This is a genomic window from Pseudomonas sp. Arb-4-2C (genome assembly GCF_055755015.1).
On the sequence record NZ_CM146899.1, the window covers coordinates 6,293,781 to 6,309,524 of the forward strand.

General features: G+C 59.4%; 14 protein-coding genes. 6 read left to right on the plus strand and 8 right to left on the minus strand.

The window, feature by feature from the left end; genetic code table 11:
• Position 1: 1 nt before the first annotated feature.
• Both grxC and secB read left to right on the plus strand, forming a co-directional pair.
• The gene (gene grxC / locus AC0J41_RS28550; protein WP_025110925.1) at positions 2–256 is read left to right on the plus strand and encodes a glutaredoxin 3; all 255 of its coding nucleotides are present in this window, start codon (positions 2–4) and stop codon (positions 254–256) included.
• A gap of 57 nt (positions 257–313) precedes the next feature.
• Positions 314–799 (plus strand): protein-export chaperone SecB, encoded by a 486-nt coding sequence (gene secB, locus AC0J41_RS28555; protein ID WP_025110924.1) that lies wholly within the window; start codon positions 314–316, stop codon positions 797–799.
• 131 nt (positions 800–930) lie between these two features.
• Here the strand turns inward: secB and AC0J41_RS28560 are convergent, their stop codons facing one another.
• The gene (locus tag AC0J41_RS28560; RefSeq protein WP_003220777.1) at positions 931–1,386 is read right to left on the minus strand and encodes a tRNA (cytidine(34)-2'-O)-methyltransferase; all 456 of its coding nucleotides are present in this window, start codon (positions 1,384–1,386) and stop codon (positions 931–933) included.
• Here AC0J41_RS28560 and AC0J41_RS28565 point away from each other — a divergent pair.
• The gene (locus tag AC0J41_RS28565) at positions 1,385–1,825 is read left to right on the plus strand and encodes a hypothetical protein (protein ID WP_025110923.1); all 441 of its coding nucleotides are present in this window, start codon (positions 1,385–1,387) and stop codon (positions 1,823–1,825) included. The genes AC0J41_RS28560 and AC0J41_RS28565 overlap by 2 nt on opposite strands.
• Before the next feature lie 560 nt (positions 1,826–2,385).
• Here AC0J41_RS28565 and ntrC read toward each other — a convergent pair.
• From ntrC to glnA, 6 genes are all read right to left on the minus strand, one after another.
• Positions 2,386–3,822, minus strand: coding sequence for a nitrogen regulation protein NR(I) (ntrC, locus tag AC0J41_RS28570; protein WP_007961729.1), 1,437 nt, complete (start codon positions 3,820–3,822; stop codon positions 2,386–2,388).
• Complete coding sequence (gene glnL, locus AC0J41_RS28575) at positions 3,819–4,904, minus strand: nitrogen regulation protein NR(II) (RefSeq protein ID WP_007961730.1); 1,086 nt, start codon at positions 4,902–4,904, stop codon at positions 3,819–3,821. The genes ntrC and glnL overlap by 4 nt, the downstream gene beginning before the upstream one ends.
• Before the next feature lie 230 nt (positions 4,905–5,134).
• Entirely contained in the window at positions 5,135–5,752 is a 618-nt protein-coding gene (locus AC0J41_RS28580) for a DUF4124 domain-containing protein (protein WP_473014216.1), read from the minus strand.
• Positions 5,749–6,258 (minus strand): DUF4124 domain-containing protein, encoded by a 510-nt coding sequence (locus AC0J41_RS28585; RefSeq protein WP_473014217.1) that lies wholly within the window; start codon positions 6,256–6,258, stop codon positions 5,749–5,751. Before AC0J41_RS28585 ends, AC0J41_RS28580 begins: the two co-directional genes overlap by 4 nt.
• A gap of 104 nt (positions 6,259–6,362) precedes the next feature.
• Complete coding sequence (locus AC0J41_RS28590; RefSeq protein ID WP_473014218.1) at positions 6,363–6,974, minus strand: hypothetical protein; 612 nt, start codon at positions 6,972–6,974, stop codon at positions 6,363–6,365.
• Between the two features lie 169 nt (positions 6,975–7,143).
• A complete protein-coding gene (gene glnA, locus AC0J41_RS28595; RefSeq protein WP_003220788.1) occupies positions 7,144–8,550 on the minus strand; it encodes a glutamate--ammonia ligase in 1,407 nt (468 codons plus the stop codon).
• A gap of 328 nt (positions 8,551–8,878) precedes the next feature.
• Between glnA and thiI the strand changes: the two genes are divergently transcribed.
• Positions 8,879–10,333 carry a tRNA uracil 4-sulfurtransferase ThiI gene (gene thiI, locus AC0J41_RS28600; protein WP_025110919.1) on the plus strand — a complete coding sequence of 485 codons (1,455 nt, stop codon included), beginning with the start codon at positions 8,879–8,881 and terminating at the stop codon, positions 10,331–10,333.
• A gap of 139 nt (positions 10,334–10,472) precedes the next feature.
• On the plus strand, positions 10,473–12,293 hold the full coding sequence (gene typA, locus AC0J41_RS28605; RefSeq protein WP_003220792.1) for a translational GTPase TypA: 1,821 nt from the start codon (positions 10,473–10,475) through the stop codon (positions 12,291–12,293).
• Positions 12,294–12,521: 228 nt separating this feature from the next.
• On the opposite strand, the gene AC0J41_RS28610 is transcribed toward typA, so the two are convergent.
• Entirely contained in the window at positions 12,522–12,959 is a 438-nt protein-coding gene (locus tag AC0J41_RS28610) for a YkgJ family cysteine cluster protein (RefSeq protein ID WP_025110918.1), read from the minus strand.
• Between the two features lie 259 nt (positions 12,960–13,218).
• On the opposite strand from AC0J41_RS28610, the gene AC0J41_RS28615 reads away from it, so the two are divergent.
• Entirely contained in the window at positions 13,219–15,669 is a 2,451-nt protein-coding gene (locus AC0J41_RS28615; protein ID WP_473014219.1) for a glycogen/starch/alpha-glucan phosphorylase, read from the plus strand.
• The last annotated feature ends 75 nt before the right edge of the window (positions 15,670–15,744 follow it).

Here is a 15,744-nt window from a genome sequence, read left to right on the forward strand (position 1 = left end):
TATGAGCGAAGTCATCGTCTACTCCAGCGATTACTGCCCTTACTGCTCGCGAGCCAAATACCTGCTCGAGAACAAAGGCGTGGCCTTCAAAGAGATCAAGGTCGATGGCAAGCCGCAGGTGCGCGCCGAAATGACCCAGAAAGCCGGGCGCACGTCCGTGCCGCAGATCTGGATCGGCAGCCAGCACATTGGCGGTTGTGATGATTTGTATGCCCTGGAGCGCGCCGGCAAGCTCGACGCGCTGCTCAAGGCCTGAACGGCTGCACCCACGTACAGCAATCCCTAAAAGACCCAAGATCAGAAAGGATCTGAGATGACTGACCAACAGAACACTGCAGCCAGCGAAGAAGAAACCGCACCGCAATTCTCCTTGCAGCGCATCTACGTTCGCGACCTGTCCTTCGAAGCCCCGAAAAGCCCGGCGATCTTCCGCCAGCAGTGGGACCCGACCGTCGGTCTGGATCTGAACACCCGCCAGAAAGAACTGGAAGGCGATTTCTACGAAGTCGTGCTGACCCTGTCCGTTACCGTGAAAAACGGCGACGAAGTGGCCTTCATCGCTGAAGTGCAACAGGCCGGTATCTTCCTGATCAAGAACCTGGACGCGGCTTCGATGAGCCACACTCTGGGGGCGTTCTGCCCGAACATCCTGTTCCCGTACGCTCGCGAAACCCTGGACAGCCTGGTGACCCGTGGTTCGTTCCCGGCCCTGATGCTGGCACCGGTGAACTTCGACGCCCTGTACGCGCAAGAGCTGCAGCGCATGCAGGCTGCTGGCGAGACGCCGACCGTTCAGTAAATGATCTGAGCGTTGACGCAAGTCCAATGTGGGAGCGGGCTTGCTCGCGAAGGCGGTGTGTCAGGCGACATCAATGTCATCTGATACGCCGCCTTCGCGAGCAAGCCCGCTCCCACATTTGTTATGCGGCGTTATTTGAAGTCGTTCTGCCGCCACGCTTCGTACACGGCCACCGCCACGGTGTTGGACAGGTTCAGGCTGCGGCAGCCTTCACGCATCGGCAAGCGCAGGCGCTGTTCTGCCGGCAGGGCGTCCAGTACCTCCGGCGGCAGGCCACGGCTTTCCGGGCCGAAGATGAACGCATCGCCAGGGACGAACGCGGCATCGTGAAACGGCCGCGAGCCCTTGGTGGTAAAGGCGAATAAGCGTGGGTTGCCCAGGCTTTCCAGGCAACTGGCGAGATCGGCATGGCGTTGCAGCGTGGCATATTCGTGGTAGTCGAGACCGGCCCGGCGCAAGCGCTTGTCGTCCATCTCGAAACCCAGTGGTTCGATCAAATGCAGGTGGCAGCCACTGTTGGCGCACAGCCTGATAACGTTGCCGGTGTTCGGCGGAATTTCTGGTTGAAAAAGGATGACGTGAAACATGCACGGCTCCGAAGGTAAAGATGACGCGCATTCTACGCCGCAAGCGGACCCGCGTTCGAAACTATTCCCGCGGGTGATCGGTTCGCTGGCGATAGTCGGTTTGATGATCGGGTTGATGATCGGTCGCCTGACCACACCGGATCCGAGCGTGCTGCAGCAGGTCGAAGTGACGCAAGACGGCCTGGTGGTCTGGTTCAACAACGAACCGAAGCTGCACGGTGAGATCATCGATGGCACCGTGGCGCTGCTGTTCCAGGCTGAAGGCCGCGCGCAAAAGGGCCAGCTCAAGCTCAACGGCAAGGACGTGAACTGGCGGACGCGAGTGAGTGATGGCGGGTTGTTGCTGACGGTGCTGGCGGCGCGGCCGCTGCAGGGTGACTGGGCCGCCAGCAAGGTCGATGACCGCTGGCGGCTGGAGATCCATCTCCGCGAGCAATAAAAGCGGGAATCCCCGGCCTGCCTGTACCAGGGTTCCCAAAACGGGGTGGACTTCGCTTTGCAGCGTCGGTCCGGTGTAAAGAGGGAACCCCCGGCCTGCCTGTACCAAGGATCCCAAAAGGGTGGGCGCATCGCGTTGTGCCGAGCGCCCGGTGTAAAGAGGGGAATCCCCGGCCTGCCTGTACCAAGGTCCCCGAAACGGGTGGTGAATCGAATCACCTGTAAGAGCTATTGCAGGGGGCGTGCCAGGTTTTTATCTGGTGAAACAAAAAATTTGATCAGAAACGCGAAAGCCCCGTTATCCGGGGCTTTCGTGTTTTTGATGCTGAGGTTTTTCAGCGTTTTTTTCTTGTGATCAGAACTGTAGGTTGTGCTCGGTTGCGGTTCAAAGTGCATTAAGGTGGTGCACAGAGAGCTAACTGTGAGAGCGGGCTTGCTCGCGAAGGCGTCGTGTCAGTCACCATCCCGTGCAATGACACAGCGCTTTCGCGAGCAAGCCCGCTCCCACACTGGATCTTTGGTTTCACGTCATTTGTGTCTCACCGCAGACCTATAGGCTGTTTAGCCCTCATCCCCCTCATCATCATCCCCGCCATCGACCTTCATTCCCAATTCCTTGATCTTGCGCGTCAGGGTGTTGCGCCCCCAACCCAGCAACACCGCCGCATCACGCCGGCGTCCGGCCGTATGTTTCAGGGCCGTCTCGATCATGATCCGCTCAAACGCCGGCACCGCGCTGTCGAGCAAACTCGACTGACCGCGCGCCAAGGCCTGGTCAGCCCACTGGCGCAGGGCCTGCTCCCAGTTGGTCACTGGCGCCGAGTCCTGTGGCAGGCTCAGCAGTTCCGGTGGCAGGTCACTGATGTGCACCTCGCGTCCGGAGGCCATTACGGTGATCCAGCGACAAGTGTTCTCCAGCTGCCGCACGTTGCCCGGCCATGGCAGGTTCTTCAGGTATTCCTCGGTCTCGCTCTTGAGCAGCTTCGGCTCCACCGCCAGCTCTTGCGCGGCGCGGCTGAGGAAATGCTTGGCCAGGGTCGGAATGTCTTCACGCCGGTCCGACAGGCGTGGAATGTGGATGCGGATCACGTTGAGGCGGTGGAACAAGTCCTCACGGAATTTCCCGGCGTGCACCAGGGTTTCCAGATTCTGGTGGGTCGCGGCGATGATTCGCACGTCGACCTTGACCGGCACGTGCCCGCCAACGCGGTAGAACTCGCCGTCGGCCAGTACCCGCAGCAACCGGGTTTGCGTATCCGCCGGCATGTCGCCGATTTCATCGAGGAACAGTGTGCCGCCGTCAGCCTGTTCGAAACGTCCGCGCCGCAGGTTGGCCGCGCCGGTGAACGCGCCTTTCTCGTGGCCGAACAGCTCGGATTCCATCAGGTCCTTGGGAATCGCCGCCATGTTCAGCGCAATGAACGGCGAGGCCGCGCGCGGGCTGTGGCGGTGCAGGGCGTGGGCCACCAGCTCTTTACCGGTACCGGACTCGCCGTTGATCAGCACAGTGATGTTGGAGTGGCTCAAGCGGCCGATGGCGCGAAACACTTCCTGCATCGCCGGCGCTTCGCCGATGATCTCCGGAGTGCGGGTCAGTGCCGGCACCACTTCCAGGCCTTGCTGTTCCTGTGCGTGCTGATTGGCGCGCTTGACCAGCGATACCGCCTCGTCGACGTCGAAAGGCTTGGGCAGGTATTCGAAGGCACCGCCCTGATACGAGGCCACCGCGCTGTCCAGGTCGGAGTGAGCGGTCATGATGATCACTGGCAACCGTGGGTGCTGCTCGCGAATGCGCGCCAGCAGGTCGAGGCCACTGGCGCCTGGCATGCGGATATCGGAAATGATCACATCAGGCTGCTGACGGGCCAGACGACTCATCACGCCATCGGCGCTGTCGAAGCTCTGGGTGGTCATGCCTTCCTGCTGCAAGGCTTTTTCCAGAACCCAACGGATAGAACGGTCGTCATCGACGATCCACACGGTTTCACTACGGCTCATGTCGATGTGGCTCCTTGTTCCAGTGGCAGAAAGATCGAGAACGTGGTGTGGCCGGGGTGGCTGTCACACTCGATCAGGCCCTGGTGCTGGCTGATGATGTTCTGGGTGATGGCCAGGCCCAGCCCGGTACCGTCCGGGCGGCCGCTGACCATGGGAAAGAAGATGGTTTCCTGTAGTTCCGCCGGGATCCCGGGGCCGTTGTCGATGATTTCGATCTTGGTCACCAGGCGATGGCGGACGTGGCCGATGGTGAACTGGCGCATGGTCCGGGTGCGCAGGCTGATGCGGCCCAGGCGCAGCTCGTTCTGGCTGCTGATCGCCTGCATCGCGTTACGCACGATGTTCAGCACGGCCTGAATCATTTGTTCGCGGTCGATCAATACGTCAGGAATGCTCGGGTCGTAATCGCGCACCAAGGTGATGCAGCCCTGACTTTCCGCTTCGACCAGTTGGCAGACACGTTCGAGCACTTCGTGGACGTTGCACAGGGCCAGCGAAGGCAGTTTGTTCGAACCGAGCATGCGGTCGACCAGATTGCGCAGGCGGTCGGCCTCTTCAATGATCACGTTGGTGTAGTCGCGCAGACTGTCTTCCGGCAGCTCGCGGGCCAGTAATTGCGCGGCGCCACGGATGCCGCCCAAGGGGTTCTTGATCTCGTGGGCGAGGCCGCGCACCAGCATCTTGCTGGTTTCCTGTTTGGACAGCTGCGCCTCCTCCTTGGTGATTCGCAGCAGGCGATCACGCGGGTGCACCTCCAGCAGGAGCATGGTCGCGCCGTTGCTGAGGATCGGCGTCACCGCGTAGTCCACGGTCAGGGTCTGGCCGGTGAGGGCGGTGAGCATCGCTTCGCGCTTGGTGAACGGGTGCGCCTGTTCGACCGCCTGGCGCAGCGAGTTGAGCGCCTCGGTGGATTCGGTGAACAGCTCACTGATGAACTGCCCATGGCTGCGCTGACCGCTGATGGCCAGCAGCATCTCGGCCGCCGGGTTCATGTACTCAAGGCGCAGTTCGGCGTCGAGCAGGATGGTGGCGGTGGTCAGGTTGTCGAGCAGCAAACGGTGGATTGCGTCGCTTATGGTCATCTGGACCCCTTTTGGAGCAAGGCGTGCGCGAGAACTAAGCGCTGATGCGAGGAAAATGCAAAAACCAAACCAAGGCTCCGAAAAGAAGCGCTCAACCCCTGAAACAGGCGTTTGACGCTCGTTTGCGTGGCGTCCTGCCAGAGCTGGCGGGTACTTTCGAACCAAAATGGGTTGAAATGTGGGTACGGTGCAGTCTGTTGCACCAATATAGTGCGCAAAGCTGAACGGCGTTAGAAGAAACGCAGGAAGGGGTTTTTCGGCTCGGGCGGTTTGTCTTTCAGCGGACATTCCGGGCGCACGCCGTAGTCCTCGCTGACGCAGGGTTTGACCTGGCGCTTCTGTGCCAGCGAGATGCGCAGCATATGGAACGGCTGGTTGGCGGTGCGTTCGACGGTGCGACCCTGCTCATCAACGATTTCCACCGACAGGTTGTGGCTGCCCCGGTCGATGTTGCTCAGCGGGAATACCGGGCTCAGGCCCGGCTCGCCAGTGGCCTGGCCATCCAGTAGCAGGCGATAGCGATGGCCGTGTTGCAGGCCCGGCTCGCTGGTGACGCTGACGATCAATTCACCGGCGCTGCTGCGGATGGTCGCGTCGGGTTCGGGGATCAAAAGGCGCAGCATGTCGTAGTGAAACAGCGGTTGTTCCGGGGATTTCTTTGCGGTGGTGATCGGCCGGGCAGCAGTTGGATTGGCCGGCATGCGATTGCTGGTCGCCAGCGGCACCCGTTTGGCGTTGCCGCGCGGCTGGTCGGTGTAGACGCGGTTGCCTTGAGCATCGATGTAGGTGAAGACCTCTGCTGAAACGGGCAGGGCCAGCAGGCACAGGATTAGCCAGACACCTCTCATGGCTTGTGCACCCGCTGCACGGTAAAGACCACCGCCGGACTCTGCTGGATGATCGCCTCACCGTCGATGACCTGCACGGCAAGTCGATGCTCGCCACGGTCGACATTCACCAATTGCAGGATCGGCACGTTGCTCGGCTGGCCGTAGGGTTCGTCGTCCAGCACCAGTCTTAACTGATGCGGCGCTTGCAGGCGCGGCTTGATCAGCACGTTGACCGTGAAGGTGCCGTTGTTGGCGCGCAGGGCTTCTTCAGTGGGCAGGCCGGCGAGCTCCAGCACTTCATAGGCATTGCGCGCAGGCGCCGGGCTGGCCGTGTCCGAGGACGGCGCACTCGGCGCCTGAGGCTGAACGCTGTTAAGCGGGGGCAACTCCATTGGCTGCGCCTGGACCCCGTCCGGCGCATGATCGCTGTAGACCGTGTTGCCGCTGGCGTCGTTGTACTTGTAGATCTGTGCGCTGGCGGGCAGGGCGATCAGTAGCAGAATGAATAGAGCACAACGATCCATGAAGTCGGCCGGAAGCGAGGGTGTCGGGTAGCAGCATAGGTCAGGGAGGCGGTTGTTGTGAAATTGCCGTCCTCAATCATTTGCATGATTCAGTTATCAATCGATCAGGATGCTTTCAGGCACGGTTCGATCACTTTGCGTAATCCGCTGTCATCCTCCGGCAAGAAAAACTCGGCGGTCAGCGGTTCATCATTCTCAATGGTTGAGGGCAGCGTTAGCGTTACACGTTGACCATGGGCGGACTCGGTGAGCCAGTAACGCATCTCCGGTATATCTGCAGTCGCACCAAACCCAGATATCCAGCCATCTTCCTGACGGCTTCTTGCAGAGATCCAGCCTGAGACCCGGTAGCTGACCGGTGCGCGATGGCCGGTGATCATGCGCAGCGGCCCGCTTTTCGAGGCATCAGGGCCTTCATAGTCATTGGTATTGAAGTCGAGTCTGTGCGCGGGGACTTCCAGTGCAAAGGGTATGCGAGTACGCGTGGGAGAATCGAAAACGCAGCCGATTTCCAGACGTGCTTCGCCGGATTTACTGTTGTAGTACGTATTTCCACCCAGAACGGCTGTCAGGACCTCGCTATGTTCGTAGGGTTTTTCCACCTGCCAGACCTTGGTCTGATGATGAGGAGGGGCGCTATCGGCTGCTGCCCAGCCAGTAGTGAGTACCGCAAAGAGCAGGGAGAGAAAATAAAGAGAGGCATGGCCGAATTTCATCACTTACGCCTTCTGAAAGGAGGCGGGACAGTAAATGAAGTTTTTTGGATAGGCTCATTGAGTCTGTTTCAAGAAGATGCGATCGCTCTGCTTTAACCGCGTAGCCCATAAAAAAGGCCTCCCGAAGGAGGCCTCTTTTTGTCACGCCGCGTGCTGCAGCGCTACCGGATCAGCAGCTGTAGTACAGCTCATATTCCAGTGGGTGTACGAAGGTGCGGACCTTGATTTCTTCTTCGGATTTCAGCGCGATGTAAGCGTCGATGAAGTCGTCGGAGAACACGCCGCCCTTGGTCAGGAACGCACGGCCCTTGTCCAGCTCTTCCAGGGCTTCTTTCAGGCTGCCGCAAACTTGTGGGATCTCTTTCGCCTCTTCAGGCGGCAGGTCGTACAGGTTTTTGTCAGCGGCATCGCCTGGGTGGATCTTGTTCTGGATACCGTCCAGGCCGGCCATCAGCAGTGCTGCGAAAGCCAGGTACGGGTTGGCAGCCGGATCCGGGAAGCGTGCTTCGATACGACGGCCGCGTGGGCTGTTGACGTAAGGAATGCGGATCGAGGCGGAACGGTTGCGAGCCGAGTAGGCCAGCATTACCGGCGCTTCGAAACCTGGCACCAGACGCTTGTAGGAGTTGGTGGCCGGGTTGGTGAAGCCGTTCAGGGCCTTACCGTGCTTGATGATACCGCCGATGAAGTACAGGGCGGTTTCGGACAGGCCGGCATAGCCTTCACCCGCGAAGGTGTTCTTGCCGTCTTTGGCGATGGACATGTGCACGTGCATGCCCGAGCCGTTGTCGCCGTACAGTGGCTTCGGCATGAAGGTCGCAGTGCGGCCGTAAGCGTCGGCAACGTTGTGTACAACGTATTTCAGAGTCTGAACTTCGTCAGCTTTCTTCACCAGGGTGTTGAACTTGACACCAATTTCGTTCTGACCGGCAGTCGCCACTTCGTGGTGGTGAACTTCAACGGTCTGGCCCATCTCTTCCAGTGCGTTGCACATGGCAGTACGGATTTCGTGATCGTGGTCGAACGGCGGAACCGGGAAGTAGCCGCCTTTGATACCAGGACGGTGGCCTTTGTTGCCGCCTTCGATGTCCTGGTCGGACATCCACGAGCCTTGTTCGGAGTAGATCTTGAACATCGAGCCGGAGATATCCGACTTGAACTTCACTTCGTCGAAGATGAAGAATTCTGGTTCTGGACCGGCGAAGACGGTGTCACCGATACCGGTGGTCTTCAGGTATTCCTCGGCGCGGTGAGCGATGGCGCGCGGGTCGCGATCGTAACCTTGCATGGTCGACGGTTCGATGATGTCGCAGACCAGGATCAGGGTCGCGTCTTCGGTGAACGGATCGAGCACGGCAGTATCGTCGTCCGGCAGCAGGATCATGTCGGAGGCTTCGATGCCTTTCCAGCCAGCGATGGAGGAACCGTCGAACATCTTGCCGACTTCGAAGAAGTCGTCTTCCAGCGCATCGCGAGCCGGCATGGTCACGTGGTGCTGAGTGCCTTTGGTGTCCGTGAAGCGCAGATCAATCCACTTGACGTCATGATCTTTGATGAGTTGAACCGACTTCGACATAGTGTCCTCCGGGTGGCTTAGGGCTTGGTAGTGGATGCCCTTAATATGGGTGATGCCGGCGCAGATACTCTGCCAAGGCAACCTGCCTCACAAGGGAGCAAATTGCATGCCAGTGCCCCACCATGGGTTTTTTGCCCCAAATTCACGCTTGCAGCGGTGCAAAGCGCAATAAAGGGGAAAATCTCGCCCCTTAATGTAGCGTGCAAATCTGAAAATGACCCGTTTTGGTGCATGACAAACCTTCTGCATATTAACTGGTTAAACCTTGAGCAATTTCCGCTATAATCCGCGCCCCCCTTTTTCGGCTGGCCCTGCGCGCGCTGTTTTCATGAAACTAATCGTAAAAGTCTTCCCCGAGATCACCATCAAAAGCCGCCCTGTCCGGATGCGTTTCATCCGCCAGTTGGCCAAGAACATCCGCGCCGTGCTCCGCGATCTGGACCCGGCCGTGGTGGTGAACGGTGTGTGGGACAATCTCGAGCTGGAAACCCGCGTTACCGACCCCAAAGCCTTGAAAGAGATGGGCGAGCGCCTGGTCTGCACCCCGGGCGTTGCGCATTTTCTGCAGATCGACGAGTACCCGCTGGGTGACTTCGACGACATCACCGAGAAGTGCAAACAGCACTACGGCGATGAGCTGGCCGGGAAGATTTTCTCGGTGCGCTGCAAGCGTGCAGGCAAGCACCCGTTCAGCTCGATGGACGTTGAAAAATACGTCGGCAGCAAGCTGCGTCGTGAGTGCGGGGCGGCCGGAATCGACCTCAAGGCACCGGAAATCGAAGTTCGCATCGAAGTTCGCGACCAACGGTTGTTTGTCATCCACAGCCAGCACAACGGCATCGGCGGTTACCCGCTCGGTGCCCTGGAGCAGACGCTGGTATTGATGTCCGGCGGCTTTGACTCGACGGTTGCCGCCTACCAGATCATGCGCCGCGGCCTGATGGCGCATTTCTGCTTCTTCAATCTGGGCGGTCGTGCCCATGAATTGGGCGTGATGGAAGTCGCGCATTTCATCTGGAAGAAGTACGGCAGCTCGCAACGCGTGCTATTTGTCAGTGTTCCGTTCGAAGAAGTGTTGGGCGAAATTCTCGGCAAAGTCGATAACAGTCATATGGGCGTCGTATTGAAGCGTATGATGTTGCGCGCGTCCTCCGCCATTGCCGACCGCCTGCACATCGATGCGCTGGTGACTGGTGAGGCGATCTCCCAGGTGTCGAGCCAGACCTTGCCGAACCTGTCGGTGATCGACTGCGTGACCGACAAGCTGGTCCTGCGCCCGCTGATCGTCGCGCACAAGCAGGACATCATCGACACGGCCAACGAGATCGGCACCGCCGATTTCGCCCGGCACATGCCGGAATATTGCGGGGTCATTTCGGTCAATCCGAAGACTGCCGCCAAACGCTACCGCGTTGAGCACGAAGAGAAAGAATTCGACATGGCGGTTCTCGAGCGTGCGCTCGAAAACGCCAAACTGGTGCCGATCGATCGGGTGATCGACGAATTGGGCCAGGACTTGCAGATCGAAGAAGTCGGCGAAGCACTGGCCGGTCAGATCGTCATCGACATCCGTCACCCGGATGCGGCCGAGGATGACCCGCTGGAGCTTGCCGGCATAGAAGTACAGACGATGCCGTTCTACGCAGTGAACGCTCGTTTCAAGGAGCTGGATCCGACTCGCCAGTACCTGCTGTATTGCGACAAAGGCGTGATGAGTCGCCTGCATGCTCACCATTTGCTCAGTGAGGGGCATGCCAATGTGCGCGTTTATCGACCGAGCTAAGTGCCCGGGGCTGTTTGCCTGTGGCCTGCGTCACCGGCCCCCCGACACCGCCGTCAAGCTGTAACGGCCATGCCGGACACTACTGTTAATCGCTGCCAAGACTTGTCAGCAAACCGAATCCTCTGATCGAGATACACAAGTGATCGAAAATCTACGTAACATCGCCATCATTGCCCACGTTGACCATGGTAAGACCACCCTGGTAGACAAACTCCTGCGTCAATCCGGCACCCTGGAGCGCAACGAGCTCAACGACGAGCGCGTGATGGACTCCAACGACCAGGAAAAAGAGCGCGGTATTACCATTCTGGCGAAAAACACCGCCATCAACTGGAACGGCTACCACATCAACATCGTGGACACCCCGGGCCACGCCGACTTCGGCGGCGAAGTTGAACGCGTAATGTCGATGGTTGACTCCGTTCTGCTGCTGGTTGACGCTCAAGACGGCCCTATGCCGCAAACCCGTTTCGTGACCAAGAAGGCTTTCGAAGCCGGCCTGCGTCCAATCGTGGTCATCAACAAGGTTGACCGTCCAGGCGCGCGTCCGGACTGGGTTCTGGACCAGATCTTCGACCTGTTCGACAACCTCGGTGCAACCGAAGAACAACTGGACTTCCAGGTTGTTTACGCCTCGGCCCTGAACGGCATTGCCGGTCTGGATCACACCGCAATGGCTGAAGACATGACCCCGCTGTACCAAGCGGTAGTCGACCACGTTCCGCCTCCGGCCGTTGACCGTGACGGTCCGTTCCAGATGCAGATCTCCGCTCTGGACTACAACAGCTTCCTGGGTGTTATCGGCGTTGGCCGTATCGCTCGTGGTCGCGTCAAGCCGAACACCCCGGTTGTCGCTATCAGCGCCGACGGCAAGCGCCGCAACGGTCGTATCCTGAAGCTGATGGGTCACCACGGTCTGCACCGCATCGACGTTGAAGAAGCAGCGGCCGGCGACATCGTCTGCATCAGCGGTTTCGACGAGCTGTTCATCTCCGACACCCTGTGCGACATCAACACCGTCGAGGCGATGAAGCCTCTGACCGTTGACGAGCCAACCGTTTCCATGACCTTCCAGGTAAACGACTCGCCATTCTGCGGTAAAGAAGGCAAGTTCGTGACCTCCCGCAACATCAAGGATCGTCTGGACAAAGAGCTGCTGTACAACGTTGCACTGCGCGTTGAAGAAGGCGACTCGGCTGACAAGTTCAAGGTTTCCGGCCGTGGTGAGCTGCACCTCTCGGTACTGATCGAAACCATGCGTCGCGAAGGCTTCGAGCTGGCCCTGGGCCGTCCTGAAGTGATCATCCGTGAAGTTGACGGCGTGAAGCAGGAACCGTTCGAAAACGTGACCATCGACATCCCTGAAGAATCGCAGGGCAAGGTCATGGAAGAGATGGGTCTGCGTAAAGGCGACCTGAGCAACATGGTGCCGGATGGCAAGGGCCGTGTTCGTCTGGAATACAACATCCCTGCTCGCGGTCTGATCGGTTTCCGTAACCAGTTCCTGACCCTGACCAACGGTGCTGGCATCCTGACCTCGATCTTCGACCGTTACGCTCCAGTGAAGTCGGGCCACATGTCCGGCCGTCAGAACGGCGTTCTGGTTTCGGTTGAAACCGGCAAGGCACTGACCTACTCCCTGGAAACCCTGCAGGCTCGTGGCAAGCTGTTCGTAGAACACGGCCAGGAGATCTACAACGGTCAGATCGTTGGTCAGAACAGCCGCGACAACGACCTGGGTGTAAACCCGACCAAAGGCAAGAAGCTCGACAACATGCGTGCTTCGGGTAAAGACGAAACCATCGCTCTGGTCCCACCTGTTCGCTTCACCCTGGAACAGGCTCTGGAATACATCCAGGAAGACGAGCTGTGCGAAGTTACGCCTAAGTCCATCCGTCTTCGCAAGAAGATCCTGGACGAAAGCGAGCGTACCCGCGCTGCCAAGAAAGCCAAGGCGTAATTTAGCCCGAGCTTGAAAAAACGCCCCCGGTCGCGAGACCGGGGGCGTTTTTGTTTGTCTGGGGTTTAACTGAGGTTTGTGCGGTGTTTGTGCTGGCCTCTTCGCGAGCAAGCCCGCTCCCACAAGAGTTCGATGGCATACACAAGATTTGTGTTCACCGAGAATCTACTGTGGGAGCGAGCCTGCTCGCGAAGGCGGCCGATCAGCCGCCGAAAATCTCAAGGCAGATCAAAACTTCTCGATTGCCCGGAAATTCTGCACACGCTCGACTTCTTTCGGCTTGTACGCGCAATACCCCGGGCGCGGCCCGATCTTGGGGTGATTGCGGCAGGTGTCCGGGCGCTTGTCATAAATGGTGCACAGGCGGCTCTTACGATCCAGGTAGTAGCAATCGTTGTTGCTCATGCGCTGCAGGGTGAAGATCCCCGACTTCTGATTGAAACGCTCGACCAGTCCTTCCTTTTGCAGGCGTTTGGCGATGTTCTTCGGCGGGTCGCCCAGCTCGAACTCGTCGACCACACCGATGCGCACCAGGTCCTTGATCTTGACCTCGACCGGCAGCGTGCAGCAGCTCGACATGCAGGAACCGCACATCGGGGCCGAATATTTGGCCCACGTATCGAGACGGTCGATCTCGGCAGCGGCAATCAGGTTGGGCTTCATCATCGGGAGTTACCAGGCGTGTGTGCATCAGGGCGCGCGATCATACCGGGACTGGTGGATTTTTGAACAACCTTTCGCCAGATTTTTGCAAATGTCGCTCAACTGGCCGGCAGTACGGCACGGCCCCTGCATTCATTAGCCCACTCGCCAAGGTAATGCCGGGCGATCTCACCGTCTCAGGAAAAACTGCCGAACCTGCGCCTCTACCGTCGGTCAGACCGTCTAGGCTCAGACAATTCCCCGCTCGCTCGAGGTCCTATCGATGACTCAAGAACCACTAGTTCGCGAAGCAGAGGTGGCCGCATTCCGCGACGCCGTCCTGACCAAACTCACCTACGCGGTGGGCAAAGACCCGGATCACGCCTTCGACCATGACTGGTTCGAGGCCATCGCCCTGGCGGCGCGTGATCACATGGTCGAACACTGGATGGATCACACCCGGCAGATCTACCGCAAAGGCCAGAAGCGGGTGTATTACCTCTCGCTGGAATTTCTCATCGGCCGCTTGCTCTACGACAGCCTGAGCAACCTCGGCCTGCTCGACGTCGCCCGTGAAGCGCTGACCGAGCTGGGTGTCGATCTGGAGCGCATCCGCTTATTGGAGCCGGATGCGGCACTGGGCAACGGTGGCCTCGGGCGTCTGGCGGCGTGCTTCATGGAAAGCATGTCGACCCTCGGCATCGCCGGTCACGGCTACGGCATTCGTTATGAACACGGGCTGTTCCGCCAGGCCATCGTCGATGGCTGGCAGCAGGAACAGACCGAACACTGGCTGGATTTCGGCAACCCTTGGGAATTCGAGCGGCCGGAAGTCGTTTACACCATCGGTTTCGGCGGCAGTGTCGAAACCGTCACCGACGTTTCCGGCAAATCCAAACAAGTCTGGTCGCCGGCTGAAACCGTGCGGGCGATTGCCTACGACACGCCAGTCGTCGGTTGGCGCGGGGCCAGCGTCAACACCTTGCGCCTCTGGCGGGCGCGGGCCATGGAAGACCTGCACCTGGAACGCTTCAACGCCGGTGACCACTTGGGTGCCGTCGCCGAAGTGGCCCGGGCCGAAAGTATTTCCCGCGTGCTTTACCCGGCGGATAGCACCGAGGCCGGGCAGGAGCTGCGCCTGCGGCAGGAATACTTCTTTGTCGCCGCTTCCCTGCAGGACTTGCTGCGTCGTCATCGCAACATGCACACCTCGGTGCTGACCCTGGGCGACCATGCGGCGATCCAGCTCAACGACACCCACCCCTCGATTGCCGTCGCCGAGCTGATGCGACAACTGGTCGATGTCTACGACGTGGCCTGGGATGCCGCGTGGCAAGTCACCGTCGATACCTTGTCGTACACCAACCACACGCTGCTGCCCGAAGCACTGGAAACCTGGCCGGTCGGCCTGATGGAACGCATGCTGCCGCGGCACATGCAGATCATCTATCTGATCAACGCCCAGCACATCGATTCGCTGCGGGCCAAGGGTATTCATGACTTCGACGTATTGCGCGCGGTGTCGCTGATCGAAGAGGACAACGGTCGTCGGGTACGCATGGGCAACCTCGCGTTTCTCGGTTCGCACAGCGTCAACGGCGTGTCCGGGCTGCACACGCAACTGATGCGCAAGACTGTATTTGCCGAACTGCACAAGCTCTACCCGGAGCGGATCAACAACAAAACCAACGGCATCACCTTCCGGCGCTGGCTGTATCAGGCGAACTCTGAGTTGACCTCGATGCTGGTCGATGCGCTGGGGCCGGACTTGCTGGACAACCCCGAAGAGCGCTTGCTCGATCTGCAGCCGTTCGCCGAGAAACCCGCGTTCCGCAAAGCCTTCGCCGAGCAGCGCCTGCACAGCAAAAAGGCTCTGGCCTATCTGATTCACGAGCGGCTGGGGATCGCGGTCAATCCGGCTGCGATGTTTGATGTGCAGGTCAAACGGATCCACGAATACAAGCGTCAGTTACTTAACCTGATGCACACCGTGGCGCTGTATCAGGCGATTCGCGCCGAACCTGAGGTCGACTGGGTGCCCCGGGTGAAGATCTTCGCCGGCAAGGCGGCTGCCAGTTATCACCAGGCCAAACTGATCATCAAACTGACGAACGACATTGCTCGGGTGGTGAATAACGACCCGACCGTGCGCGGCCTGCTCAAAGTGGTGTTTTTGCCCAACTACAACGTCAGCCTGGCCGAGAGCATCATTCCGGCGGCGGACTTGTCCGAGCAGATTTCCACTGCCGGGTTCGAAGCCTCGGGCACCAGCAACATGAAGTTCGGCCTCAACGGCGCGCTGACTATTGGCACCCTCGATGGCGCCAACGTGGAAATGTGTGAGCGCATCGGTGCGGAACACATGTTCATTTTCGGTCTCAGCGCGCAGCAGGTTGAAGCGCGCAAGCAGAACCACGAATTCAGCGCCGCGCCGGATATCGCCGCGTCTCATCGTCTGAACGATGTGCTGCAAGCGATTCGCAGCGGCGTGTTCTCGCCGGACGATACGTCGCGTTATACCGGGCTGATCGATTCGTTGGTGGACTACGACCGCTTCCTGGTCTGCGCCGACTTTGACTCCTACTGGGAAGCGCAAAAACGCGTCGACGCGCACTGGCACGACTCCAACAATTGGTGGCGCTCGGCAGTGCTCAACACGGCGCGGATGGGCTGGTTCTCCTCCGACCGGACCATTCGCGAGTACGCCACCGACATCTGGAAGGCACTGGAGTAATTTTCTGCAACAAATGTGCGCAAGGCCCAACGTTTGTTGGGCCGGATCGATATACTGAGCGCCGGTTACCGGCAG

What these genes read in the sequence shown, in the direction of transcription:
- AC0J41_RS28590 (WP_473014218.1), bottom strand. Translation starts at nt 6,974, where the DNA reads ATGAAATTCGGCCATGCCTCTCTTTATTTTCTCTCCCTGCTCTTTGCG.
- AC0J41_RS28585 (WP_473014217.1), bottom strand. Translation starts at nt 6,258, where the DNA reads ATGGATCGTTGTGCTCTATTCATTCTGCTACTGATCGCCCTGCCCGCC.
- ntrC (WP_007961729.1), bottom strand. Translation starts at nt 3,822, where the DNA reads ATGAGCCGTAGTGAAACCGTGTGGATCGTCGATGACGACCGTTCTATC.
- thiI (WP_025110919.1), top strand. Translation starts at nt 8,879, where the DNA reads ATGAAACTAATCGTAAAAGTCTTCCCCGAGATCACCATCAAAAGCCGC.
- AC0J41_RS28610 (WP_025110918.1), bottom strand. Translation starts at nt 12,959, where the DNA reads ATGATGAAGCCCAACCTGATTGCCGCTGCCGAGATCGACCGTCTCGAT.
- grxC (WP_025110925.1), top strand. Translation starts at nt 2, where the DNA reads ATGAGCGAAGTCATCGTCTACTCCAGCGATTACTGCCCTTACTGCTCG.
- glnL (WP_007961730.1), bottom strand. Translation starts at nt 4,904, where the DNA reads ATGACCATAAGCGACGCAATCCACCGTTTGCTGCTCGACAACCTGACC.
- AC0J41_RS28615 (WP_473014219.1), top strand. Translation starts at nt 13,219, where the DNA reads ATGACTCAAGAACCACTAGTTCGCGAAGCAGAGGTGGCCGCATTCCGC.
- AC0J41_RS28560 (WP_003220777.1), bottom strand. Translation starts at nt 1,386, where the DNA reads ATGTTTCACGTCATCCTTTTTCAACCAGAAATTCCGCCGAACACCGGC.
- AC0J41_RS28580 (WP_473014216.1), bottom strand. Translation starts at nt 5,752, where the DNA reads ATGAGAGGTGTCTGGCTAATCCTGTGCCTGCTGGCCCTGCCCGTTTCA.
- glnA (WP_003220788.1), bottom strand. Translation starts at nt 8,550, where the DNA reads ATGTCGAAGTCGGTTCAACTCATCAAAGATCATGACGTCAAGTGGATT.
- secB (WP_025110924.1), top strand. Translation starts at nt 314, where the DNA reads ATGACTGACCAACAGAACACTGCAGCCAGCGAAGAAGAAACCGCACCG.
- AC0J41_RS28565 (WP_025110923.1), top strand. Translation starts at nt 1,385, where the DNA reads ATGCACGGCTCCGAAGGTAAAGATGACGCGCATTCTACGCCGCAAGCG.